The organism is Actinoallomurus liliacearum, assembly GCF_039542035.1.
Classification (GTDB): Bacteria; Actinomycetota; Actinomycetes; order Streptosporangiales; family Streptosporangiaceae; genus Actinoallomurus; species Actinoallomurus liliacearum.
The window spans coordinates 40683-63629 of the sequence record NZ_BAABHJ010000030.1 but is presented as its reverse complement, the minus strand read 5'-3'; the positions used below and the strand labels follow the sequence as shown (position 1 = coordinate 63629).

Sequence of the window (22947 nt, the reverse complement as noted above, 5' to 3'; positions counted from 1 at the left end):
TCGAACACTTTCCGCTAATATTCCGGCGCGTGGAGTGTCAAGAGACCGGCGAACTGGTGAGGCGGGCCCGGGCGGGCGATCCGGCGGCCTGGCGGGCGCTCGTCGCCCGTTACTCACGGCTGCTCTGCGCGATCGCGCGATCGTACGGGCTGAGCGGCGCGGACATCGACGACGTGGTGCAGACGACGTGGCTGCGGCTCGTCGAGCGGCTGCCCCGGCTGCGCGACCCGGCGCGGGCGGGCGCCTGGCTGGCCGTCACCGCCCGCCGGGAGAGCCAGGCCGTGCTGCGGCGACGCGGGCGCGAACGCCCTCTCACCGGCCACACCCCGGTGGTGACCGGGCCGCACCACGTGGTGTTCGGACGGGAGCTCGCCGGTTCGGTCGCGGCCGCGCTCGACGCCGTGCCGCCCCGCTGCCGGGCGCTGCTCGAGCTGTCCATCGCCTCTCCGCGCCTCAGCTACGCGGAGATCTCGACGGCGCTGGGCGTTCCGCTGGGCAGCGTCGGCCCGACCCGCACCCGCTGCCTGCTCCACCTGCGGCGCCGGCTGGGGGTGACGTGACCGACGACGAGCTGATCGAGCGCCTGCGCGGGGTGTTCCCGCCGGTACCGGGCCGCCTGTTCGCCCTGGGGCTGGCCGCGTTCGACTGGCTGGCCCCGAACGCGACGCTGGCGACGCTCGCCTACGACGCGGCGGACACGCCGGCCGGGGTGCGCGGCGGCGAGCCGCGGACGCTGACGTTCGCCGGGCCGGGCGTCCGGGTGGAGATCGAGGTCCACGGCCGGGAGATCGTCGGGCAGCTGGCCCCCGGCGCGGCCGCGGAGGTGATCCTCCGATCGCCTCGCGGTGAGCGCGGCACCCGCACCGACGAGTCGGGCGGGTTCGTGCTGTCCGAGGTCCCGGCCGGCCTGATCAGCCTTCTGTTCCGGCCGGCCGACGGCACCTCGATCGTGACGAGCTGGATCCATGTCTGACCTCCTGGCGCGCGCGGCCGCCGATCCGCGCGGCGCGTACGCCACCGCGTCGGCGCTGCGGGACACCGGCGACCCCGGACAGCGCGTGCTGGCACTGCGCGCCCTCGGCCTGGCCGACAAGGAGCTCGGCCGGCTCGGGGAGGGCATCGCGCACCTGCGCGAGGCGCTGGACGTCGCCGAGTCCGCGCGCCTCGACTACGCCGCCGCCCAGGTGCGGATGAACCTGGTCGGCCTCCTGGCCACCGGCGGGGACATCGAGGGCGCGCTCGCCGCCGCCGACGCCGCCGCGCCGGTGCTGACCGGCGCCGACGCCGACCGGCTGCGCGCCAATCGCGCGTACCTCCTCGCCCGGAGCGGCCGAATCCGGGAGGTCGCCCGCGTCGCCCGGACCTGCGCCGACCCGGAGGTCCTCGTGGGCCTGCGCATCAACACCGGGCTGGCCAAGGCGTACGCCGGGCGGCTCGGGGGCGGGGAGGCCGACCTTCGCGCGGCGCTCGCGGTGGCCGAGCGGGCGGGCCTGCGGCACCAGGCGGCGATGGTCCGGCACAACCTCGCGTTCGTCGCCATGCGGCGCGGCGACCTGCCCCGCGCGCTCGCCCTGTACGACGCGGTCGAGCCGGCGCTCGTCGGCGCGGAAGAGCGCCTCTGCCAGCTGCGCATCGACCGGGCGGAGGCGCTCATCACCGCCCGGCTGCCCGGCGAGGCCCGCGTCGTCCTGGCGGACACGCTCGAACGGTCGACGGCCGGCGGCTACCGATGCGACACCGCCGACGCGCTGCTGCTCCTCGCGCACGCCGAGCTGGCCGACGGCGACCCCGGCGCCGCCGCGGCGACCGCCCGGCGGGCCCAGGCGGATTTCGCGGACCGCGCCGGATTCGCCCTGCTGGCCGGGCAGGTCGGTCTGCGCGCCCGCTGGGCGGCCGGTGACCGGTCCGCCGCCCTGCTCGCGGCCGCCGAGCAGGCCGCCGAACGGCTGGCGGGCCACGGCTGGGCGTCCGCCGCGGCCGACGCCCGTACGCTGGCGGGCCTGGTCGCCCTCGCGCACGGCGACCGGGAGCACGCCGAACGCCTCCTCCACCGGGTCGGCGGTGACACCGTGAGCGCCCGGGTCGCGGGCCTGCACGCCACCGCGCTGCTACGACTGGCGCGCGGTGACCGGCCGGGCGCGGCGGCCGCCGTCGGCGCCGGGCTGCGCGCGGTCGACGAGCACGCCGCCGTGCTCGGCGCGGTCGAGCTGCGCGGACGCGCGGCGGGCTGGGCGGTGGAGCTGGCCGAGCTGGGGTTGCGGCTCGCGACCGGCTCCCGCGCCCTGCTGGTCGCGGCCGAGCGGGCGCGGGCGATCGCCGACCGCCCGCCGGCCATCCGTCCACCCCGTGACCGGCGGCTCGCCGGGCTTCTGGCCGAGCTCCGCCGCGTGAGCGCCGAGGTGCCCGACCGCCCGGAGCTGCTCACCGCCCAGGCCCGTCTGGAGGACGCCGTCCGCGCCCGGTGCCGCCGCCTGCCGTCCAGCCGTGACGCGGTCGCCGGATGGGGCTGGCTCGTCCCCGCCCTCGCCGAGACGCTGGGCGACCGGATGCTCGTCGAGTACGTCCGCGTGGGCGCGGACCTCGTCGCGGTGACCCTGGCGAACGGGCGCTGCCGCCGCCGGTCGCTGGGCCCGTACGACCGGGTCCGGGACGACGTGCGGCTGCTGCGCTTCGCCGTCTCCCGGCTGGCCCGCGATCCCGAGAACGCGGCGGCGCGCGCCTCGCTCGAGGCCACCGCCGGCCGCCTCGACGCCCGGCTGATCGGACCGCCGTCCGCCGGGGAGCGGCCGTTGGTCCTCGCCCCGGTCGGGGCGCTGCACGGCCTGCCGTGGCCCGCGTTGCCGTCCCTGCGGGGCCGTCCGTGCACCGTCGCGCCGTCCGCCGCGGGCTGGTTGCGCGCGATGCGGACGCCTTCGTCCGGCGGGCATGTGGCGTTGGTCGCCGGTCCGGGCCTCGCGCACGCGGACGAGGAGATCGGAGCCGTACGCGCGCGGTATCCGGAGGCACGGGTCCGCGCCGGAGCGGCCGCGACCGCTGAGGCGGCCCGGTCGGTCCTCGACGGCGCCTCCGTCGCCCACGTCGCCGCGCACGGAGTCTTCCGTTCCGGGAACGCCCTGTTCTCCGGCCTCCGCCTGGCCGACGGGCCGTTGTTCACCTACGACCTGGAGCACCTGGAGCGGGCACCACGCCTGCTGGTGCTGTCCGCCTGCGACGCGGGCCGCGCGGAGATCTACGAGGGCGAGGCGGTCATCGGCATGGTCACCGCCGCCCTCGGCTACGGCACGGAGACGGTCGTCGCCGCCGTGACCCCCGTCGGCGACGCCGCCGCCCGCGACCTGATGACCGGCTTTCACACGCGTCTCACCGCGGGCCTGTCCCCCGCCGAGGCCCTCGCCGCGGCGCCCCGGCCCTCGTCCGCACTCGGCTTCGTCTGCTTCGGCGCGGGCCACACCCGAGCAGGGCTTCCCGTCAGTGCCAGGACTTTCGGCTGCCAGGACGCCCGGCGGTAAGCGATCAGCGGGTGCTCTCGGCGCGGCGGGCGATCGCGCGAAGGAACTCGAAGCGGATGACGCCGCTTCCGGCACGGATGAGCAGCCAGTACCGGCCGAAGGCACGCCGGCTGGCCCCGTCCGTGGCCCGGATACGGGTCTCGGTCGCCAGCAGAGTGTCCTCCCCCGCGGGGCTGAGCTGGAACGCCATCGCGGCCTTGGCCCAACCGGGTTCGGCGAAGGACGCGAACCCGGCGGGATCGGCCGTCTCCTCCGGGCCGTACGCCGGGCGGAGCCGCCAGAACTTCGCGACGATTCCGCCCACGGCCTCGCGCCCCTCCTGGCGCCCCAGCTCGTTCGTGGACAGGACCTCTGCCATGGGCCCGGACATGCGGCTGCGGCCGGCCGAGCGGACGCCCATCAGCAGCCGGGTGACGGGGAGCTCGGCCGCGGTGACGGCGTGGAGCGCCGCCCAGACGGCCTCCGGGGACGCCGCGATCCGGCGGGTGTACCGGCTGCGGAAGTCGTACGTCGGGACCAGCCGATCCAGGATCCAGTCCATCCGGTCGCTCCTTGCGAGAAGGGAGGCGTTCTGTACGCCGCCGTACAGAACTATACTGTACGGCACCGTACAGAACTGGCTCTCCCAAGGTGACCCGATGCCGCGTACCGCCCGCCTGACCCGCGACGACTGGGCCGCCGCGGCGCTCGACGCCCTCGCCGAAGGCGGGCCGAACGCGGTGGCCGTCGAACCGGTGGCCGCACGCCTGAACGCGTCGAAGTCGAGCTTCTACTGGTTGTTCGAGAACCGGCAGGCCCTGCTGGAGGCCGCGCTCGAGCGCTGGGAACGGCGGCAGACCGCGGCGGTCGTGGCCGGGCTGGCCGAGATCCCCGATCCCGCGGAACGCCTGCGCCGCCTGGTCCATGGGGCGTTCGCGGCGACGGGCGCGGGCGATCTCGCGCTGCGGCTGCTGACCGCCTCCGACGAGCCCGCCGTACGAGCCGTCGTCTCGCGGGTCACCCGCCGGCGGCTCGACGTGATCGAGGCGGCGTTCGCCGAGCTGGGACATCCGTCCGACCTCGCACGCCACTACGCGATGGTGAGTTACTCCGCGTTCTTGGGGGCCGCCGCGCTGCGGCGCGTCGACATCTCGCCGGAGGACACCCACGCGTACGTCGACGCCGCGCTCGCGCCCTTCGGCATCCCGCCGCGAGCGCCCTGAGAACGCTCCACGCCGCTCCCCTCCCGGCCGCCACGGACCGAACACTCGGGACCGCCTTCCCAATCCGGAACGAACCGCCCATCTCGCGACCTCAGCCCAGGCTTTCACCGAGCAATCGGCACGCCTCGCCGGCGACGTCGGAGGCGGGCGGGCCGAAATCGGCGCGATGGCTCGCCCGTCAGTGCGGCGGATCCGAGCGAGGGCCGCTTCGCGGCGGTAGCGTACGGTCCGTGACCGAACGCGTCTTCACGCTCGGGGAGGCTCGAGCGCTGCTTCCCGAGGTGCGCGCGCACATCGACGTGATCGTCGCCGCCCGCGCCGACCTCGCCGAGCTGGCCTTCGACCTGCGGTCGGGCCGGCCGTCGCCGCTGGGCGGCACGCCGGAGCTGAAGGCGTACGAGGCGCGCATCGACGAGGCGATCGGGTGGTTCACCATCCAGGGCATCGAGGTGAAGGGAGTCACGCCGGTCCTCGTGGACTTCCCCGCCTTCCTACGCGGGGAGTCGATCCGGCTGTGCCTGCTGGAGACCGAGTCCGCGCTCACCTGGTATCACCGCGCCGACCTCGGCTTCGCCGGGCGACGTCCCCTGACGTAGCCGGGGCGCGCCGGGCCGCGATCCGGGGTCCCGCGCGGGCGCGGGACCCCGGCCGGAAGGGCTACGATCCGGCCTGGTCGCCGGTCTCGACGGAACGGGTGCCGTCGGCGACCCAGTTGGACCACGAGCCGACGTACAGGGCGGCGGGCACTCCGGCCACCGTCAGCGCGAGGATCTCGTGGGCGGCCGTCACCCCGGAGCCGCAGTAGGCGCCGACCTCGGCGGCGTCCGTGGCGCCCAGCTCGGCGAACCGCTCGCGGAGCAGGTCGGCGGGCAGGAAGCGGCCGTCGACCCCGACGTTCCCGGTGGTCGGGGCGCTGACGGCGCCCGGGATGTGCCCGGCGACCGGGTCGATGGGCTCGACCTCACCGCGGTACCGCTCCGGCGCGCGGGCGTCCAGCAGGACACCGCCCTTGGCCAGGGCGGCGGCGCCGTCCGCGTCGAGCGTCGGCAGACCGCCCGGCCGGGCCGTGAAGTCCCCCGGCGCCACCTTCGGTGATTCGGTGGTGACGGGCCGGCCGGCCTCGACCCAGGCGTGGTGGCCGCCGTCGAGGACACGGACGCGCTGGTGCCCGAAGTAGCGGAGGGTCCACCAGGCGCGTGCCGCGGCGGTGGAGTCCGCGTCGTCGTAGACCACGACGAGGCCGTCGTCGCGCACTCCCGCCCGCCGCATCGCGTCCTGGAATGCCTGCCGCTCCGGGAGAGGGTGCCGACCGGCCGGGCCGGGCGGCCCCGCGAGGTCGACATCGAGGTCGACGAAGACCGCTCCCGGCAGGTGGCCCCGCCGGTACGCCTCGATGCCGGGTGGGCCGCCGAGTCGCCAGCGGACGTCGAGCAGGACGACGTCACCACGGAGTTCGCGGACGAGTGACTGGACGTCGATGAGAGGTTGCACGCCGCCAGTCTGACCGTTAATCCCGCCGTCTGCGAGAGGCCGTTCGGCGTTCATCCCGGATCCTCGTGGGACAGCAGCGGAACGAGCTGTTCGGCGGCGACCAGCGACCCGTGCATGCCGACGATGGTGGACTCCAGCGGCTCCGCCTCGGTCGCGACGATGGCGACGTCGGCGTACGGGATGGCGAGGACGTCGCCGATGCGCGGGGCCAGGGCCGCCTCGACCGGCCCGAACAGGCCCTCGGCGATCGCCTCCTCCCGCGACAGCACCCACGCCTGACCCGCGAGGCGCTCGCGCCAGGCGGCGAGCACGTCGGCGGCGGCCCCGGGCTCGGTGTACACGTGCCGGGCCCGTGCCTCACCGCCCAGCAGGGCCACGCCCGCCCTCAGGCCGGTCTCGGCGTCGACGTCGACCCGGTCCGTGGGATCGGTCATGCCGTGGTCCGCGGTGACGTAGAAGGCGGCGTCCGGCGGCATCACCTCGGCCAGCCGCCGCGCCAGCAGGTCGACGAAGCCCAGGTGGTGGCGCCAGGCCGCCGATCGTGACCCGTTGATGTGCCCGATGGCGTCGAGGTCACCGTGGTAGACGGTGACGAGGGCGCGCTCGCCCTCGCGGACGGCCTGCTCAGCGCGGGCGACGAGCTGGCCGAGCAGGTCCGCGGGGAGATATCGCGCCCCGCGGTAGGCCGAACGGGTCAGCCCGCTGTTCTGGAAGGCGCTCGCCGAGACGTGCCCGGTCACCACGCCGGCGGCCGCGGCCCGGTCGTAGATCGTGGGCGCGGGCTGCCAGGTCAGCGGGTCGATCCCGTCGCTCCAGCGCAGGCAGTTGTGCAGCCGCCCCTCTCCCGGGACGGCCACCTGGTAGCCGAACATGCCGTGCCCGCCCGGCGGCCGGCCCGTGCCCAGCGACGTGACGCTGGTCGCGGTCGTCGCCGGGAAGCCGGCGGTCAGCGGCCGGCCCGGCAGTGCGGAGAGGTACGGCGCGGCGTCCGGGTGCGCGCGCAGCAGCTCCCAGCCGAGGCCGTCGATCAGGAGGACACAGGCGCGCGGCAGGTCGGGCAGGCCCAGGACGTTCGCCTCGCCCGGCACGCCCAGCGCGGCCAGCACGGAGGGCCCCAGGTCGGCCAACGACTCCCGGCCGTACGCCGGAACGGGCAGTCTCATCGGCCCTGCGCGGACGTGACCTCCGACAGCGCCTGCGCGAACGCGAGGACCTGCTCGACGGCGTCGGCGCCGTCCGCCGCCTCGCTCACCCGCAGCGACAGGTCGTCGGCCGTGAGCGTGCCGGTGTAGCCGTGGTCGGCCTCGCAGGACTCGTCACCGCAGGACGCCGGCTCGAGATCGATGTGGGCGATCACGCCCCAGCCGATGGTCAGCATCACCTCGGTCGGCGGCACACCGGGGACGTACGACGCGGGCTCCGGCACGACACGCGTCACCGCGACCGACTGGACCCGGCCCAGGCGCACCGCCTCCGTCGTCGTGGAGGCGTGCGGGTGCGGCACCGACTCGGTCGGCGGGTGCTCGTCGGTGTGACAGACCAGCAGGCGCGTCGGCGACAGCACCAGCACGGTGACGTGCCGCCGGACCTCCATCGCCGGGTCGAACGTCGCCTCATGGTGGACGACATAGGAGATGACGGTCTCAGTGCCCAGAAGCGACTCGACCGCGTCCGCGACGAGCGCCGGGTAGTAGCCGCTCCGCTCGATCGCGGTGCGCAGCCCCTGAGCCATCGCTCGGGTTTCCCTCATGGCTCCCATCCTGCACTGCTCGGGCGTCACACGCACACCCACGGGTCGCGATCTGTGCATGACCGACCGGAGCGAGGGAATCGTGGAGCACAGCACCCCGGTGCTCGCCCGATGGAGGAGGAACCATGACTCGACCGCCCACCCCTCCGCCCCAGCCGGAACCGCCCACGCCCCAGCCGCCGATACCGACCCCCGAGCCGCCGGTCCCCCCGCCGGAGCCACCGCCGGGACGGCCCACTCCCCGGCCGATCCCCGAACCCGACCCCAGCCCGATCCCGCCGATGCCGGACCCGATCCCCCCGCCGCAACCCACCGAGACCACCTGACCGCGAAGCCGCCTGCCCGCCGGACCGCGAGCGGCCCTCTCCGCGACGGCCCGAGCCCCGCCCCGGGCCACGGCGGACTCGGCCGCGGCGTGATCTCCGGGTACGCCGGCACGGGCCACCGCACGTTCCGGGCCATGACGGGCCGGGCAGCGGCCTGTCATGGCCTCGGCGGAACCAGGGCGAGAGGCGGGGACTACTTCCGCGCGGTCTCGGTCAGGAGGGTCTGAGGCGGCGGACGTGGTCGATGCGCGGGCCCGGAGGTCTGGCCAGCCACAGGCGCGCGGAGCGTACGACGGCGCCGGAGATCCGGGCCACCACCTCGAGCTCCAGCCGCGCGACCTCCGGCAGGTCGTCGGACAGCCGGGAGGCCCGGAGCAGCAGGTGCTCCAGGGCCGCCACGTCGACGGGTTCGGCGCCCCGATGTCCCAGGAGCAGCGGCGCGGCCCGGATCGCGCGGACCAGCCCGGCGGCCTCGACGTCGGTCAGCGGCGCCAGCCGGTACGCGCGGTCCTCGAGCAGCTCGGCGGTCGGATCGGCGAGTCCGAACGACACGATCGCCCCGAACGACGGGTCCTCCGCCGTCCTGATCTGCGTGACGACCCCTGCGCCGTCCGCCTCGGCACCGTCGGCGGGCTCGATGCCGTAGCAGGCGAGCAGTTCGGCGGTCCGCTCCGGTTCGAGTTCTCGCCGGTCCACCGGTGCGGGATCCGCGGTGGGGGCGGGCGGGCCCGCCGGGGCGGCGAGGAGTTCTTCGATCAGCGTCCGGGCGCGGTCCCGGTCGACGCCGGGCAGGGTGGGCACGCGGCCCGGCGGGCGGCGGCGCCGCTCGGCGTACCGGACGGCGTACGCCAGGGCGCGGACGGCGTCCTCGGGCGCGGGATAGGACGGGACGCTGCCGTGCAGCAGGCCCCGCTCGCCGAGATAGGTCGCGATGACCGGCTTGGCGGCGCCCTCCGCCTGCCGGACGATCGCGGCCGCCACCTCCGGATCCAGGCCGCCTCGTACCGGCGGGGCGAACACCGTGACCACCGCGTCGGCCGCCTCGTCGGCCAGGATCCCGGCCAGCGCGGCCTCGAACTCCGCCGGGCCGGCGGCGGGGCCGAGCTCCACCGGCGGCAGCGGGTCGAGGTCGGCGGCGGTGGCGGCGTCCTGGGCGAGCAGGGCGATGGAGTTGGAGTTGCCGACGATGGCGACGCGGCGGCCGGTCGGCAGGGGCTGGTAGGCGAGGATCTGCGCGACGTCGAACAGGTCGCCGAGCGTGTCGACCCGTACGACGCCGGCCTGCGCGAACAGTGCACTGACGGCGTGGTCGGGCAGGCTCAGCGCCCGCGCCGCGTGGCCGAGCGGCACGCCCTGGGTCGTACGCCCGCTCTTGACGGCGACGATCGGTTTCGCCCGGCTGATGCGCCGCGCCAGGCGAGTGAACTTGCGCGGGTTCCCGATCGACTCCAGGTAGAGGAGGATCACCTCGGTGGCCGGGTCCTCCTCCCAGTACTGCATGAGGTCGTTGCCGGACACGTCGGCGCGGTTGCCCGCCGAGACGAACGTCGACAGGCCCAGTCCGCGCTCGGCGGCCCACCGCAGGATCGTGATGCCCAGCGCGCCGGACTGCGAGAAGAAGCCGACCGGTCCGCGCCCCGGCAGGGTCGGGGCGAGCGTGGCGTTAAGCCGCACGGCCGGGTCGCTGTTGGCGATGCCGAGGCAGTTCGGCCCGACCACGCGCATGCCGTTCGCCCGCGCGAGGCGTACGAGGTCGTCCTGGCGGGCGCGGCCCTCGGGCCCGGCCTCGCCGAACCCGGAGGAGACGACGACCAGCCCGTGCACCCCCTTGGCCGCGCACTGCGCCACGACCTCGTTGACGTGCTCGCCGGGCACCGCGACGACGGCCAGGTCGACCGGGTCGGGGATCGCCGCGACCGTCGGGTGGGCGCGGACGCCCGCCACCGCCGGCGCGGTCGGGTTCACCGGGAACACCGGCCCGGTGAAGTCGCCGCCGAGCAGGTTGCGCAGGACCGTCTGGCCGACGCTGCGCGCCTCCCGGCTGGCGCCGATCACCGCGACCGAGCGGGGGGACAGGAGCCGCTCGATCGACCGGGACTCCGCGCGGTGCTCGCGGGCGGCCATGACCTCACGGGACGTCTCGGTCGGCTCCAGGTCGAGGGTCAACCGGATCACGCCGTCCTCGAAGCGCTGCTGGGCCTCGTAGCCGGCCGCCCGGAACACGGTGGTCATCCGGCGGTTCTCCGGCAGGACGTCCGCGATGAACCGCCGGATGCCGCGTTCGCGGGCCGCGGCCGCGATGTGCTCCAGCAGCACGGTGCCCAGGCCGCGGCCCTGCTGGGCGTCCTCGACGAGGAAGGCGACCTCGGCGGTGCCGGTGGATTCGGTCGTCGCGGCGGTGTACTCCGTGACGGCCGCGCGCCAGATGTCCCCACCGGTCCCGTCGGGCCCCGCCGCACCACTGTCGACGCCACCGGGCGCGTCCGGCCGGCGGCCGAGGCGGTCGTAGCGCACCACCGCGATCATCGCGTCTCCGATGGTCGCGATCAGCGCTACCCGGTCGACGTAGTCGACGGTCGTGAAGTGCTCGATCTCACGGTCCGAAAGTCGCGGCCGCGGCGAGAAGAAACGGTAGTAGATCGATTCGGGCGAGAGCCGGGCGTAGAACTCGCGCAGCAGCTCGGCGTCACCGGCCCTGATCGGGCGCAGGTGCGCCGTCCCGCCGTCGGCGAGGACGACGTCGGCCTCCCAGTGATCGGGGTACGGCACACGTCGAGAGTATGGGAGATCCCGATTTCGCGCCGGTTCGGGACCCACCCGGGTGGCGGGAGCTGTTAGGTTTTTCTCCGGGTCACGCAGGCAGGCCGTCGTTCGGGGCGCGGCAGCCGCAGGGAACAAGGTGGGTGACGTCATGACGCGCGTGGTCGTGGTCGGCGATCTGATGACCGATGCCGTCGCGCGAGCCGCCTTCCCGCTGGCGAAAGGCGGCGACACGCCGGCCAACGTGTCGATGCACGGCGGCGGCTCGGGAGCCAACGTCGCGGCCTGGCTGGCGGTCGAGGGCGTCGAGTCCGGATTCATCGGGCGGCGCGGGGCCGACATCGCCGGCCGGAACCGCGACATGGAGCTGATGGGCTACGGCGTCGACGCCCGGCTCGTCATGGATCCGGAGCGCCCCACCGGCACGTGCGTGGTCATGGTCACCCACAAGGGCGACCGGACGATGCTGTCCGACGCCGGGGCGAACGCCGCGCTGCTCCCCGACGACATCCCGCAGGACCTCTTCGGCCCCGGTGCGCATCTGCACATTTCCGGTTACTCCCTGCTCAACGAGGGGTCCCGGCAGGCCGCCCTGCACGCCATGAAGCTGGCGCAGAAGGCCCAGATGTCCATCACCGTGGACGGCGGCGCCAACTCCCACCTCAAGCGGGCCGGCGCCGAGCCGTTCCTCGAGTGGACCCAGGGTGCCGGGCTGCTGTTCGTCAACGCCTCCCAGGCCGAGGTGCTCACCGGCCGCGACAACCCGGAGCAGGCGGCCAAGGTCCTGACCGCCTGGTACGCCCAGGTCGTCGTCAAGATGGAGGCCGAGGGCGCGCTGTGGTTCAGCAACGGCCGCGGCGCCGAGCCGGTCCGGGTGCCCGCCGAGCCGGTCGACGAGATCGTCGACGGCACCGGTGCGGGTGACGCCTTCATCGCCGGGTTCCTGCCGGGCTGGCTGGACGGCAAGCCGCCCGCCGAGGCCCTCGCGAACGGCTGCCGCCTCGCCGCGCGGGCCATCAGCCACCTCGGCGCTCGCCCCGTCCTCTGACGCCCCGGCGGACCGCGCCTCGACGCCCGTTCCCCGCCCCCGTCACGCCCGGCAGAGCCGGGTACGACCGGCCACGCCTCAACGCCCGGCCATCCGCCGATCCGCCCGACGGCCGTACGCGCCGGCGCCGGCCGTCGCGCGGCCGGGGCCGTGGTCAGGCGACGGTGGCGAGGGCCAGGGGGAGCACGGCGGGGGCGCCGGTCTCGCGGAGGAGCCGGGTCACGACCGTCATGGTCCAGCCGGTGTCGACCTGATCGTCGACCAGCAGCACCGGGCCGGTCAGGGAGCGCACGGAGTCGGGGACGGCGAAGGCGTTCCACAGCGCGCGGACCCGCTGGGCGCTGTTGTGGCGGCGCGGACCGGGTCCGCCGTCGGCGTACGCGACCTCACCGAGGTAGGGCAGCCGCCCGATCCCGGCGACGCGGCGGGCCAGGTCGGCGATCATCCCCGGCCGGGTGGCCGACGCCATGGCCAGCACGCCCGCGGGCCGGTCCGCCCAGTCCCAGGCCGAGAGCACCTTGACCACCGCGCCGAAGACCTCGTCGGGCACCGGGGCGTCGGGGGCGCCCTCGGCCAGCAGGTCGCGCAGCCGGTTGCCCCAGCCGATGTCGGTCAGCCGCCCGAGCGCCCGGCCGGGCTCGGCCTGCAGGTCGGCGGGGATGCGGCCGGAGATGCCCTCGGCCTTCATGCCGGTGGGCCACATTCGCCGTGGTGTCAGCTCCACCCCGGGGCGACTCAGCCGCTCCCGGGCGCGTACGGTCTCCTCCTCGGGGACCTCCGCGGGCAGGTGCCGCCCGGTGCAGTTGTCGCAGCGCCCGCACGGCGCGGCCTGCGGATCGTCGAGCTGACGACGCAGGAACTCCATGCGGCAGGACTCGGTGGTCAGGTAGTCGAGCATGGCCCGCTGTTCACGGGAGCGCTCGGCCGCGACCCGCTCGTAGCGCTCCCGGTCGTACGCCCAGGGCGTGCCGGTCGCGGTCCAGCCGCCCTTGACGCGGCGCACGGCACCGTCGACGTCGAGCACCTTGAGCATCATCTCCAGGCGGCTGCGCCCCAGGTCGACGCGGGTCTCCAGGGCGGCGGTGGACAGCGTGCCCCCCGCCTCCTCCAGCGCGCCCAGTGCCTGGCGCACGACGGGTTCGGGCGGGAAGGCCAGGCCGGCGAAGTACGCCCAGATGTCGCGATCCTCCCTGCCCGGCAGCAGGATCACCTCGGCCCGCTGGACGCCGCGCCCGGCGCGGCCGATCTGCTGGTAGTACGCGACCGGCGACTGCGGGGCGCCCAGATGCACGATGAACCCGAGGTCGGGCTTGTCGAAGCCCATGCCGAGCGCGCTGGTCGCGACGAGCGCCTTCACCTTGTTGTCGAGCAGGTCCTGCTCGGCCTGCAGGCGCTCGGCCTGCTCCGTCTGCCCGGTGTAGGCGGCGACGGCGTACCCGCGGTCGCGCAGGAACCCGGCGACCTCGTGCGCCGCCGCCACGGTGAGCGTGTAGATGATCCCCGAGCCGGGCAGCGCGTCGAGTCGCCCGGCGAGCCAGGCCAGCCGTTGCTCGGCGCCCCGCAGCTGGACGACCGCCAGGCTCAGGCTCTCGCGCTCCAGCGGGCCGCGCAGGACGAGTGCCTCTGCCGCCGCCGCGTCGGATCCGCCGGTGAGCTGGTCGGCGACGTCCCGCGTGACCCGTGCGTTGGCGGTCGCGGTGGTGGCCAGGACCGGGATTCCGGCCGGCAGGTCGGCCAGCAGTGTGCGCAGCCGCCGGTAGTCGGGCCGGAAGTCGTGCCCCCAGTCGGAGATGCAGTGCGCCTCGTCGACGACGACCAGGCCGGCTCCGGCCGCCAGGTCGGGCAGGACCTGGTCGCGGAAGTCGGGGTTGTTCAGCCGCTCCGGGCTGACCAGCAGCACGTCGACGGCCCCGGCGCGGACGTCGGCGTAGACGCGCTCCCAGTCCTCGAGGTTGGCCGAGTTGATCGTCGCCGCGTGGATGCCGGCGCGCTCGGCGGCGGCGATCTGGTTGCGCATCAGCGCGAGCAGCGGGCTGACGATCACGGTCGGGCCCGCGCCGCGCCGCCGCAGCAGGGCGGTCGCCACGAAGTAGACCGCGGACTTGCCCCACCCGGTGCGCTGCACGACCAGCGCGCGCCGCCGCTCGACGATGAGGGCGCGGATCGCCGCCCACTGGTCCTCGCGCAGCCGGGCGTGGTCACCGGCGAGCGATCGCAGGCACGCCTCGGCGTCCTGGCGCAGGGCGTCTTCGGAAGGGTCGGGGCGTGCTTCGTCGGCCATGCGCTCCTGCATACCAGGTCCCGCCGACGACCTGGGCCGGATCGGCGGCGCGGACCCGGAGGATCAGCCGACCTCGTGCAGGTCGTCCGAGGACAGGGTGGCGACGTGGTCGTGGCCGGACAGCCGCAGCGTGAGCTCGAGCTCGGCGAGCAGGCAGCGCAGCACGTGCCGGACGCCGTCCTCGCCGTCGAGCGCCAGGCCGTACACGTACGGGCGGCCCAGCAGAACCGCCTTCGCGCCCAGCGCCAGGGCCTTGAACACGTCCGCGCCGGTCCGTACGCCGCTGTCGAACAGCACCTCGATCTGGTCGTCGACCGCGTGCGCGATGATCGGCAGCGTGTCGAGGGCGGCGACGGCGCCGTCGACCTGGCGGCCGCCGTGGTTGGACACGACGATGCCGTCCATGCCCGCGTCCACCGCGCGGCGGGCGTCGTCGGTCGCCTGGATGCCCTTCAGCGCGATCGGCCCGTCCCAGTGCTCACGCAGGAACGCCAGGTCGTCCCAGGTCAGGCCGGGGTTCCCGAAGACGCCGGCCCAGTGGAGGACCGGGTCGTCGCCGGCCTTGGCGGTGAACACCGGGTCGGCGAGGTAGTTCTGGATCCCGATGCGGCGCAGGAACGGCAGGTAGGCGTTGTCGAGGTCGTACGGCCGCCAGGCCAGCGTGAAGGTGTCCAGCGTGACGACGAGGGCGGTGTAGCCCGCGGCCCGCGCCCGCCCCAGGAGGCTGACCGCCAGGTCACGGTCGCCCGGCCAGTACAGCTGGTACCAGCGGGGACCCGCGACCTCGGCCACCTCCTCCAGGGTGTGCGACGCGGCCGTGCTCAGGACGACCGGCACCCCGAGGGCCCGCGCGGCCCGCGCCGCCGCCAGCTCCCCCTCCGGGTGGACGATGTTCAGCACCCCGACCGGGCCGAGGAGGACCGGGGCGGGCAGGTCCGTGCCGAGCACCTGTGTGGTCAGGTCGCCGCCCGCCGCGCCGCGGAGCATGCGCGGGACGATCCGCCGGCGCCGGAACGCCTCCCGGTTGGCGACCGCGGTGTCCCCGGTGCCCGCCGACCCGGCGACGTAGTCGTACGCCTCCCGAGGCAGTTTCTCGCGGGCCAGCGCCTCGAGACGGGTCAGATCGGTCGGCAGCGGTGGCCTGACGTCGTTCAGGCCGTTGAGGTAGATCTCGAACTGGAAGTCGGCGTACATGCGGCGCTCCTCCTCACGACGTGAGATCACGTTATCGGGCTCCGTACGGAGGAAGGCCCCGCTGCGGCGAACGCGGCGGACGCGGGGGCGCCGGCGCGTCGCCGGGCCTCCGCGCCGATCGTCATGCCGCCTGCGGTCCGCCGTCGCGCAGAGCCGACCGGCCGTCCTGGTCCCGGGCGCGCGAGGCGTCGCCCCACCACCGGAGGACGCGCTGCCGCCGGTCAGGATCGCCTCGATCGCCTCCGGCATGCCGTGCCCGCGGATCTTCTCCGAGCCGTACCTCGCCATCAGGCCCACGATGAGACCGCCGGCGATCGGCGCGGACAGGGGCAGCCACCAGGGGTGCGGGTGCAGGCCGGGGGCCAGCAGCGCGGTACCCGGACGCCCGTAGAAGACCAGGTCGGTGATGAGCGCGACGAGCCGGAGCAGCCCCAGGGCGGCGAGGGCGGCGACCCCGCCCACCGGCAACGCCCACAGGGTGACGATCAGCATTCTGCGCCCGACGGTGAAGTCACCGAGGGACGGCGGCCGGCGTACCGCTCCGGTCGACCGTGCGCTCGCGAAGTCCTCCCCTTGTCCCGCCCGTTCCGGACACGGGCGACTCGGCGACGCCCCGCGGGCGTCGCTCACTCTTCTCCTGCTCAGGCCGCCCGCTCGGCCGGTGCCGCGGCGACGGGCCGGTGACGTCGTTCGCCGGATCGGCTCACAGCGGTACGGGCCCGTACGGCCCGTCGGCGTCGTCCCGGCCCACCGCCTCGTGGAAGCGGTGCAGCGCGGTGGTCAGAACGGCGCGGTCGGACGGACTGAGCCGAGCGAGGATCCGCGCCAGTTCCGCGCGCCGCCACCGCATGACCTGATCGACCAGTCGCCGGCCCGAGGGCGTGAGCTCCAGCGTCACGACGCTGCGGTTGCCCGGATCGTGGCCGCGGACCACGTGGCCGCTCGCCTGAAGGCGATCAGCGAGCCGGGTCACCGACGAGGCGCCCAGACCGAGTTCTCGTGCGACCTTCGACGAAGGCGACGCGCCCAGGTCGGCGAGCACGACGAGCATCCGGAACTGGGCGAGGGACACCCGTCCTTCCAGCTGCTCCAGGCTGCGGACGGTCACGCCGACCAGGTCTTTCGTGGCGGTCTGGAACACGTCGATCTCCGCGTCCAGCGGTGCGCGTGAGGGGTCCGTCACGAGAAAAGTATTGCATATTGCAAGACTTGCTCTGGTCAAGTGTCTGCTCGCGAACATGCCGAAAGAAACGGACAGCGGCCAAAGATGTCGTCGGGACCGGCAAGAATGTCCTCATGGCACGACGTGGTACGCAGACCCCTCCCCCGCCGGACTTCGAGGAGAACATCGTCGACGTCGACGTCTCCGAGGAGATGCGGGGCAGTTATCTCGAGTACGCCTACTCGGTCATCTACCAGCGGGCGCTTCCGGACGCGCGCGACGGGCTCAAGCCCGTGCAGCGCCGCATCCTCTACTCGATGAACGAGATGGGCCTGCGCCCCGACCGCGGGCACGTCAAGTGCGCCCGCGTCGTCGGCGAGGTGATGGGCAAGCTGCACCCCCACGGCGACAGCGCGATCTACGACGCGCTCGTCCGCCTCGCCCAGCCGTGGGCGATGCGGATGCGCCTCGTCGACGGGCACGGCAACTTCGGCTCTCTCGGCGGCGACGACTCCCCCGCCGCGATGCGGTACACCGAGGCCCGCATGGCCCGCGAGGCCATGCTCATGGTGGACAGCATCGACGAGGAGACCGTCGAGTTCCGGCCCAACTACGACGGCCAGGAGACCGAGCCCGAGGTGCTCCCCGCCGCGTACCCGAACCTCCTGGTCAACGGTGCCTCCGGCATCGCGGTCGGGATGGCGACCAACATGGCGCCGCACAACCTCACCGAAGTGATCGCCGCCGCCCGCCACCTGATCGACAACCCCGACGCGTCGCTCGACGAGCTCATGCGCTTCGTGCCCGGCCCCGACCTGCCCACCGGCGGCAAGATCGTCGGCCTGGAGGGCATCCGCGACGCGTACGAGAGCGGGCGCGGCACGTTCCGCACCCGCGCCACGGCGCACATCGAGCAGGTCACGCCGCGCCGCAAGGGCATCATCGTCACCGAGCTGCCGTACGCCGTCGGCCCCGAGCGCGTCGTCGCCAAGATCAAGGACTTCGTCAACGCGAAGAAGCTGGCCGGCATCGCGGACCTGAAGGACCTCACCGACCGGCAGCAGGGCCTGCGCCTCGTCATCGAGATCAAGAACGGCTTCCACCCCGAGGCGGTGCTGGAGGAGCTGTACCGCCTCACCCCGATGGAGGAGACGTTCGGCATCAACAACGTCGCGCTGGTCGACGGCCAGCCGCGCACGCTGGGCCTGCGGGACCTGCTCCAGGTGTACGTCGACCACCGCATCGAGGTCGTACGCCGCCGCAGCATGTTCCGCCGCACCAAGCGTCAGGACCGGCTGCACCTGGTCGACGGCCTCGTCATCGCGCTGCTCAACATCGACGAGGTCATCCAGGTCATCCGGAGCAGCGACGACTCCGCCGCCGCCAAGGCGCGGCTGATGGAGGTCTTCGAGCTGTCGGAGATCCAGGCGCAGTACATCCTCGACACGCCGCTGCGCCGCCTCACCAAGTACGACCGGCTGGAGCTGGAGAAGGAGAAGAAGCAGCTCACCAAGGAGATCGCCCAGCTCACCGCGATCCTCGAGTCGGAGCGGAAGCTGCGCAAGGTGGTCTCCGACGAGCTCGCCGAGGTCTCCAAGACGTACGGCACGCCGCGCCGCACCGTCCTGCTGGAGTCCTCCGGGGAGGCGAAGGCCGCCGCGGTGCCGCTGGAGGTCGCCGACGACCCGTGCTTCGTGCTGCTGTCCTCCACCGGCCTGCTCGCCCGTACGATGTCCGCCGAACCGCTGCCCGCCGACGGGCCCCGCGCGGCGCACGACGTGATCGCCTCCGCGGTGCCCTCGACCGCGCGCGGCCAGGTCGGCGCGGTGACCGACGCCGGCCGCCTGATCAAGGTGGACGTCATCGACATCCCCGCCGTCCCGCCGACCGCGACGGCGCCGTCGCTGGCCGGGGGCGCGCCGATCAGCGAGTTCGTCGCCCTGGAGAAGAACGAGACGATCGTCGGCCTGGCCTCGCTCGACTCCGGCGGCCTCACCCTCGGCACCGAGCAGGGCGTCGTGAAGCGTGTCGCGCCCGACTATCCGAAGAACGCCGACGAGTTCGAGGTGATCGGCCTCAAGGACGGCGACCGCGTCGTCCGCGCCGTTCACCTGGAATCGGAGGACGACGACCTGGTGTTCGTCACCAGCGACGCGCAGTTGCTGCGGTTCCCCGCCTCGTCCGTACGCCCGCAGGGCCGCGCCGCCGGCGGCATGGCCGGCATCCGCCTCGGCACCGACGCCAAGGTGATCTGGTTCGGCACCCTCGACGGCGCCCGTGAGTCGCTGGTGGTCACGATCGCCGGCAGCTCCACCGCGCTGCCCGGCACCCAGACCGGCGCGATCAAGGTGTCCGACTACGCCGACTTCCCGGCGAAGGGCCGCGCGACCGGTGGCGTCCGGGCGCACCGGTTCCTGAAGGGCGAGGACACGCTGCTGTTCGCCTGGGCCGGCCCGGTCCCCGCGAAGGCCGCGGGGATGACCGGCAAGTCGATCGACCTGCCCACCGAGCTCGGCCGCCGGGACGGCTCCGGCGAGAAGCTGCCCACCTCGATCGCCGCGGTCGGTGGCCCGGTCACCCTCGGCGCCGCGGACGCGACCGCCCAGGCGGGCGCCTCGTCCCCGGACGAGACGTCCACGGACGAGGCGGAGCAGCCTCCGGCGGAGTGAGGTCACGGATCATCGAAGGGGCGGCCCGTCACGGGCCGCCCCTCTCTTTCACCGGCCGGTGTCCCGTGCCGCGGAGCCGCCGCCGAGGGGGCGCGTCATGCAGACACGAGGCCACCGGTCGAGGCCGTGCGCGGCCTCCCGCCGGCGGATCGCCCGCAGCGCGGGACTGAGCTCGGCCTCGGCCAGCCGCCGGAATCCGCACCGCACGTAGTACGGGGCGTTCCACGGAACGTCCTCGAAGGTCGTCAGGGTGAGCGCGGGCGCCCCCTCCGCCTCGGCCCAGGCCGCCGCATGGTCCAGGAGTGATCGGCCCACGCCCTGCCGCGCGCTGCCGGGATGGACCGACACCTGCTCGACGTGCACTCCGGCGTCGATGCGGACGGCGATGAGGTAGGCCACCGGCCGATCCGCCGGGTCCACCGCGACCCAGGCCGTCCCCGCCTCCTGATACCGGGTGAGCTCGGCGAGCGGGAGCGGCTCATCCCCCGCGACCTCCGGCATGCCGACGTCACGGAAACACCGCCCGGCGGCCACCTCGATGTCCTGGAGGATCGGAAGCTCGTCGACACGGGCCACACGAATGCGCATCCCGCCATCATGGCCCCCGCGACGGAGATGGGTATCCCGCCATCATGGCCGCCACGGTGGAGACGGACATCCGATCATCCGCCCGGCGCGGAGGAGTGGCGGGCGAGCCCGCGGTCTCAGCGGCGCAGCGAGCGGCCGCCGTCCCGCTGCGCGGGGATCTTGGGAGGTTGCACGGTCTCCGCGATGGCCGTCAGCAGGTCGGCCGGCCCGCCCATCACCTCCTCGTAGTGCCAGAAGCGCACGATGCGCTCGGCCACCTCGTTCAGCTGGAACTCGTCACCCGAGAAACACCCGGCCGCGGCGAGACGGGTGATGACCGCCGCGTCGTCCGGAAGGGCCACGGCGTACGCCGCGGCGTCGAGAAGGGCGACCGCGCTCCGCGCGTTCCGCCCGTCGTCGCGTGCGTCGGCTCGGTTGAGTCGCCACCAAGCGTGACGACGCAGGCATTCAGCGATCATGCGGGAATTCCGCATGCGGCCTCCTTGGAAAGGCATTCAGTCCGACCAATCGCGCACAGTAGTCGACAAAGGACCCACTGTCACCGCCAATGTCAGCCGACGGCCGGAAACACACCGACCCCTTGCCTTTCGATAAGCCCCTGTTGCCGCTGTATCCCCAACCGGGCGGATCATTTCGGCGATGCGAGTCCGTTCCGGTAGGCGTACGTCACGGCCTGCGCCCGATCGCGCAGCCCCGCCTTGGCGAACAGGTTGTTGATGTGGGTCTTCACCGTGGCCTCGCTGATAAACAGCTCCCGGGCGATCTCCGCGTTCGACTTCCCCTCGGCGATCAGCGCCAGGACCTCCGCCTCGCGCTGGGTCAGGCCGTCCGGCAGGTCGCCCTTCCGGCGGCGCTGCGGCTGTCCCCCCGCGGCGAGTGCGTCGACGAGCCGCCGCTGCACGGACGGGTCCAGCTGCGCCGCCCCGTCCCGGACGGCCGCGATGGCCCGTGCGATCTCCTCCGCGCCGGCGTCCTTCGTCAGGTAGCCGCGCGCGCCCGCCTGCAGGGCGGCGAACACCGACTCGTCGTCGCTGTACGTCGTCAGCACGACGACCTGCACCGCCGGGTGGGCCGCCTTGATCCGCCGGGTGGCCTCCACCCCGTCCACGCGCGGCATCCGCAGGTCCATCAGCACGACCTCCGGTTCGTGCTCGTCGACCAGGCGTACCGCCTCCTCGCCGTCGGCCGCCGACCCGACCACGTCGATGCCCGGCAACAGCCCGAGCAGCAGCACGAGGCCGTCACGCACCACCGTCTGGTCGTCGACCACCAGCACGCGCGTCATCGCGGCACTCTCAGCAGCACTCGGAAACCCTTTCCCTCCGGACTGGCGTCGAGTGTGCCACCGATCAACTCGGCACGCTCCCGCATTCCGACCAGACCGTAGCCGCCCCCGGTCCCGGCGAGCGGCCCGGGCCCCGTACTGCCCGTATCCCGGACCTCCAGCTCGCACCGGTCGTCGAGGTAGCGCAGGTCGATCGCGACGTCCGCGCCCGGAGCGTGCTTACGGGCGTTGGTCAGTGCCTCCTGCGCCGTACGGATGATCGCCAGGGCCGCCTTCGGTTCCAGCTCGCGGGGCTGCCCGGTGATCGTCACCTGGCAGCGGACGTCGGTGAGGGACCGATGCTCATCAGCGAGCTCACGGAGGACTTCGTCGGTCGGCGGAATGTCCCCGCGCAAGGTGGCCAGCGCCCGGCGCGTCTCCTCCAGCCCGCTGCGGGCCAGGCCGCGGGCGCGCTCGACCCGGTCGAGCGCCTCCTCCGTCCGGCCGTTCGCGATCAGCAGCCGGGCCCCTTCCAGGTGCACGAGCTGGGCGGACAGAGCGTGCGCCAGGATGTCGTGGATCTCCCGGGCGATGTGGGCGCGTTCGGCCAGCACAAGGTTCTGCTGCTCGGTCCGCTTCGCCGCCTCCTGAGCCCTGGCCGCGCGAAGCGCCGCGAACATGCCGACCAGGCCGACGATCGTCCAGAGGTCACCGAACGGCCGGTGCTGCAGCTCGATGCCGACGCCGACTCCGAACCCGGTCACGACGACCGTCGGCAGTGAGGCGCGGGTGGGATACTGCGACGAGACGAACCCGCACGCCGCGAACAACAACGCGCTGGCCGGTCTGTTGGGCCCGATCAGGTACAGCATGACGCCCGCGACTGCGCTCGCCGTATAGAAGAGGTGGCCGTACGGCCAAGCCCGCCGGTAGACCACGACGCCCATGACGAGGGTGATGACCCCGGCGAACGTCCCGGCCGTGAGGACGAGGTCCGCCGGCTGCAATCCGAGGCCAGGCCGTTTAGGTCCGTGCAGCATCGCGTAGCAGAACCAGACGAGCCCCGCCACAAGCGCGACGACCCGGATGAGCGACCGCTCCCCGCCCTCTCTGCCGCCGATCGCCGCATACACCGAACCCGCCGAGGCGCGCAGGTCGCGGCCGAACCGCTCTCCGATCACAGATTCACGCTAACCCGGGCCGGAAGCGTGCGCGCCCGCCACATCAGTACGGCATTCTGGGTCAGCATCCAGGCGGCGACCGACAGGAGGATGGCTCCGCTGCCGGTCCTGACTCCGGTCGCGTAGCCGGCCGCCGCCATGCCGCTCCGCACGGTGACGGACGCGAGGAAGACGCCGAACGTCGCCCACGTGCCCCGGTTCCACAGCGAGCCGTCGGACGCCCGCCAGACACGCATGGTCGCGCCGAGCCCGAGGCCGAGCAGCAGCGCGGCGAAAACCTCCCCGGCCAGCAGACCGGCGCTGAGCATCTGGTGGTGGGTGTCGAGGAGGTTCCCGCGGGTCAGGCCGATGACGGCGACGATCAGCGGCAGAACGAGGAACCGCGACTCGTCGACGCGCCGTGCCGTGAACCGACGGACGATCACGAAGACGACGACGGCGACGACGATCAGCCCGTTGAGTAGCTCGTGCATGACCTCGACGGTAGGGATCCCCCCGGCCGAGACGAATCGGAGCCGGGTT

The 22947-nt window shown here is 73.9% G+C and carries 20 protein-coding genes; 7 read left to right on the top strand and 13 right to left on the bottom strand.

Annotation, left to right across the window (positions count from 1 at the left end; translation table 11 throughout):
• Positions 1–29 precede the first annotated feature (29 nt).
• From ABD978_RS34220 to ABD978_RS34210, 3 genes are read left to right on the top strand one after another with little or no spacing between them, the layout of a single operon-like run.
• On the top strand, positions 30–560 hold the full coding sequence (locus ABD978_RS34220) for an RNA polymerase sigma factor (protein WP_345364000.1): 531 nt from the start codon (positions 30–32) through the stop codon (positions 558–560).
• Entirely contained in the window at positions 557–973 is a 417-nt protein-coding gene (locus ABD978_RS34215) for a hypothetical protein (protein ID WP_345363998.1), read from the top strand. The genes ABD978_RS34220 and ABD978_RS34215 overlap by 4 nt, the downstream gene beginning before the upstream one ends.
• Positions 966–3509 carry a CHAT domain-containing protein gene (locus ABD978_RS34210; RefSeq protein ID WP_345363996.1) on the top strand — a complete coding sequence of 848 codons (2544 nt, stop codon included), beginning with the start codon at positions 966–968 and terminating at the stop codon, positions 3507–3509. Before ABD978_RS34215 ends, ABD978_RS34210 begins: the two co-directional genes overlap by 8 nt.
• A 4-nt stretch (positions 3510–3513) precedes the next feature.
• On the opposite strand, the gene ABD978_RS34205 is transcribed toward ABD978_RS34210, so the two are convergent.
• Entirely contained in the window at positions 3514–4050 is a 537-nt protein-coding gene (locus ABD978_RS34205; protein WP_345363994.1) for a hypothetical protein, read from the bottom strand.
• A gap of 97 nt (positions 4051–4147) precedes the next feature.
• On the opposite strand from ABD978_RS34205, the gene ABD978_RS34200 reads away from it, so the two are divergent.
• Together ABD978_RS34200 and ABD978_RS34195 are read left to right on the top strand one after the other, a co-directional pair.
• Positions 4148–4711: a TetR/AcrR family transcriptional regulator gene (locus tag ABD978_RS34200; protein ID WP_345363992.1), complete on the top strand. Its 564-nt coding sequence runs from the start codon at positions 4148–4150 to the stop codon at positions 4709–4711.
• Between the two features lie 230 nt (positions 4712–4941).
• Positions 4942–5307: a DUF2203 domain-containing protein gene (locus tag ABD978_RS34195; RefSeq protein ID WP_345363990.1), complete on the top strand. Its 366-nt coding sequence runs from the start codon at positions 4942–4944 to the stop codon at positions 5305–5307.
• Positions 5308–5368: 61 nt separating this feature from the next.
• Here the strand turns inward: ABD978_RS34195 and ABD978_RS34190 are convergent, their stop codons facing one another.
• The 4 genes from ABD978_RS34190 to ABD978_RS34175 all read right to left on the bottom strand — a co-directional run bounded on the left by ABD978_RS34190 (position 5369) and on the right by ABD978_RS34175 (position 11047).
• Complete coding sequence (locus ABD978_RS34190) at positions 5369–6202, bottom strand: sulfurtransferase (protein ID WP_345363988.1); 834 nt, start codon at positions 6200–6202, stop codon at positions 5369–5371.
• 50 nt (positions 6203–6252) lie between these two features.
• Positions 6253–7365, bottom strand: coding sequence for an alkaline phosphatase family protein (locus ABD978_RS34185; protein ID WP_345363986.1), 1113 nt, complete (start codon positions 7363–7365; stop codon positions 6253–6255).
• Positions 7362–7952, bottom strand: coding sequence for a DUF5998 family protein (locus tag ABD978_RS34180; RefSeq protein WP_345363984.1), 591 nt, complete (start codon positions 7950–7952; stop codon positions 7362–7364). The genes ABD978_RS34185 and ABD978_RS34180 overlap by 4 nt, the downstream gene beginning before the upstream one ends.
• Before the next feature lie 539 nt (positions 7953–8491).
• Positions 8492–11047: a bifunctional acetate--CoA ligase family protein/GNAT family N-acetyltransferase gene (locus ABD978_RS34175; protein ID WP_345363982.1), complete on the bottom strand. Its 2556-nt coding sequence runs from the start codon at positions 11045–11047 to the stop codon at positions 8492–8494.
• 142 nt (positions 11048–11189) lie between these two features.
• Here ABD978_RS34175 and ABD978_RS34170 point away from each other — a divergent pair, with 142 nt between their 5' ends.
• Entirely contained in the window at positions 11190–12086 is an 897-nt protein-coding gene (locus ABD978_RS34170; RefSeq protein ID WP_345363980.1) for a carbohydrate kinase family protein, read from the top strand.
• A 154-nt stretch (positions 12087–12240) separates the two neighbouring features.
• Here the strand turns inward: ABD978_RS34170 and ABD978_RS34165 are convergent, their stop codons facing one another.
• From ABD978_RS34165 to ABD978_RS34155, 3 genes are all read right to left on the bottom strand, one after another.
• On the bottom strand, positions 12241–14367 hold the full coding sequence (locus ABD978_RS34165) for a RecQ family ATP-dependent DNA helicase (RefSeq protein WP_345363978.1): 2127 nt from the start codon (positions 14365–14367) through the stop codon (positions 12241–12243).
• Positions 14368–14430: 63 nt separating this feature from the next.
• A complete protein-coding gene (locus ABD978_RS34160; RefSeq protein ID WP_345363976.1) occupies positions 14431–16053 on the bottom strand; it encodes an alpha-hydroxy-acid oxidizing protein in 1623 nt (540 codons plus the stop codon).
• 211 nt (positions 16054–16264) lie between these two features.
• Complete coding sequence (locus ABD978_RS34155; protein ID WP_345363974.1) at positions 16265–16744, bottom strand: MarR family winged helix-turn-helix transcriptional regulator; 480 nt, start codon at positions 16742–16744, stop codon at positions 16265–16267.
• A gap of 113 nt (positions 16745–16857) precedes the next feature.
• Between ABD978_RS34155 and ABD978_RS34150 the strand changes: the two genes are divergently transcribed.
• Complete coding sequence (locus ABD978_RS34150) at positions 16858–19392, top strand: DNA gyrase/topoisomerase IV subunit A (protein WP_345363972.1); 2535 nt, start codon at positions 16858–16860, stop codon at positions 19390–19392.
• Between the two features lie 48 nt (positions 19393–19440).
• Here the strand turns inward: ABD978_RS34150 and ABD978_RS34145 are convergent, their stop codons facing one another.
• The 5 genes from ABD978_RS34145 to ABD978_RS34125 form a co-directional block, all read right to left on the bottom strand.
• On the bottom strand, positions 19441–19980 hold the full coding sequence (locus ABD978_RS34145) for a GNAT family N-acetyltransferase (protein ID WP_345363970.1): 540 nt from the start codon (positions 19978–19980) through the stop codon (positions 19441–19443).
• Positions 19981–20096: 116 nt separating this feature from the next.
• A complete protein-coding gene (locus ABD978_RS34140) occupies positions 20097–20453 on the bottom strand; it encodes a hypothetical protein (RefSeq protein ID WP_345363968.1) in 357 nt (118 codons plus the stop codon).
• Between the two features lie 155 nt (positions 20454–20608).
• On the bottom strand, positions 20609–21265 hold the full coding sequence (locus ABD978_RS34135) for a response regulator transcription factor (RefSeq protein WP_345363966.1): 657 nt from the start codon (positions 21263–21265) through the stop codon (positions 20609–20611).
• A complete protein-coding gene (locus tag ABD978_RS34130; protein WP_345363964.1) occupies positions 21262–22425 on the bottom strand; it encodes a sensor histidine kinase in 1164 nt (387 codons plus the stop codon). Before ABD978_RS34130 ends, ABD978_RS34135 begins: the two co-directional genes overlap by 4 nt.
• On the bottom strand, positions 22422–22898 hold the full coding sequence (locus ABD978_RS34125) for a hypothetical protein (protein ID WP_345363962.1): 477 nt from the start codon (positions 22896–22898) through the stop codon (positions 22422–22424). Before ABD978_RS34125 ends, ABD978_RS34130 begins: the two co-directional genes overlap by 4 nt.
• Between the last annotated feature and the right edge of the window lie 49 nt (positions 22899–22947).

What these genes read in the sequence shown, in the direction of transcription:
- ABD978_RS34140 (WP_345363968.1), bottom strand. Translation starts at nt 20,453, where the DNA reads ATGCGGAATTCCCGCATGATCGCTGAATGCCTGCGTCGTCACGCTTGG.
- ABD978_RS34160 (WP_345363976.1), bottom strand. Translation starts at nt 16,053, where the DNA reads ATGCTGATCGTCACCCTGTGGGCGTTGCCGGTGGGCGGGGTCGCCGCC.
- ABD978_RS34165 (WP_345363978.1), bottom strand. Translation starts at nt 14,367, where the DNA reads ATGGCCGACGAAGCACGCCCCGACCCTTCCGAAGACGCCCTGCGCCAG.
- ABD978_RS34125 (WP_345363962.1), bottom strand. Translation starts at nt 22,898, where the DNA reads ATGCACGAGCTACTCAACGGGCTGATCGTCGTCGCCGTCGTCGTCTTC.
- ABD978_RS34170 (WP_345363980.1), top strand. Translation starts at nt 11,190, where the DNA reads ATGACGCGCGTGGTCGTGGTCGGCGATCTGATGACCGATGCCGTCGCG.
- ABD978_RS34205 (WP_345363994.1), bottom strand. Translation starts at nt 4,050, where the DNA reads ATGGACTGGATCCTGGATCGGCTGGTCCCGACGTACGACTTCCGCAGC.
- ABD978_RS34210 (WP_345363996.1), top strand. Translation starts at nt 966, where the DNA reads ATGTCTGACCTCCTGGCGCGCGCGGCCGCCGATCCGCGCGGCGCGTAC.
- ABD978_RS34135 (WP_345363966.1), bottom strand. Translation starts at nt 21,265, where the DNA reads ATGACGCGCGTGCTGGTGGTCGACGACCAGACGGTGGTGCGTGACGGC.
- ABD978_RS34150 (WP_345363972.1), top strand. Translation starts at nt 16,858, where the DNA reads ATGGCACGACGTGGTACGCAGACCCCTCCCCCGCCGGACTTCGAGGAG.
- ABD978_RS34145 (WP_345363970.1), bottom strand. Translation starts at nt 19,980, where the DNA reads ATGCGCATTCGTGTGGCCCGTGTCGACGAGCTTCCGATCCTCCAGGAC.
- ABD978_RS34180 (WP_345363984.1), bottom strand. Translation starts at nt 7,952, where the DNA reads ATGAGGGAAACCCGAGCGATGGCTCAGGGGCTGCGCACCGCGATCGAG.
- ABD978_RS34200 (WP_345363992.1), top strand. Translation starts at nt 4,148, where the DNA reads ATGCCGCGTACCGCCCGCCTGACCCGCGACGACTGGGCCGCCGCGGCG.
- ABD978_RS34185 (WP_345363986.1), bottom strand. Translation starts at nt 7,365, where the DNA reads ATGAGACTGCCCGTTCCGGCGTACGGCCGGGAGTCGTTGGCCGACCTG.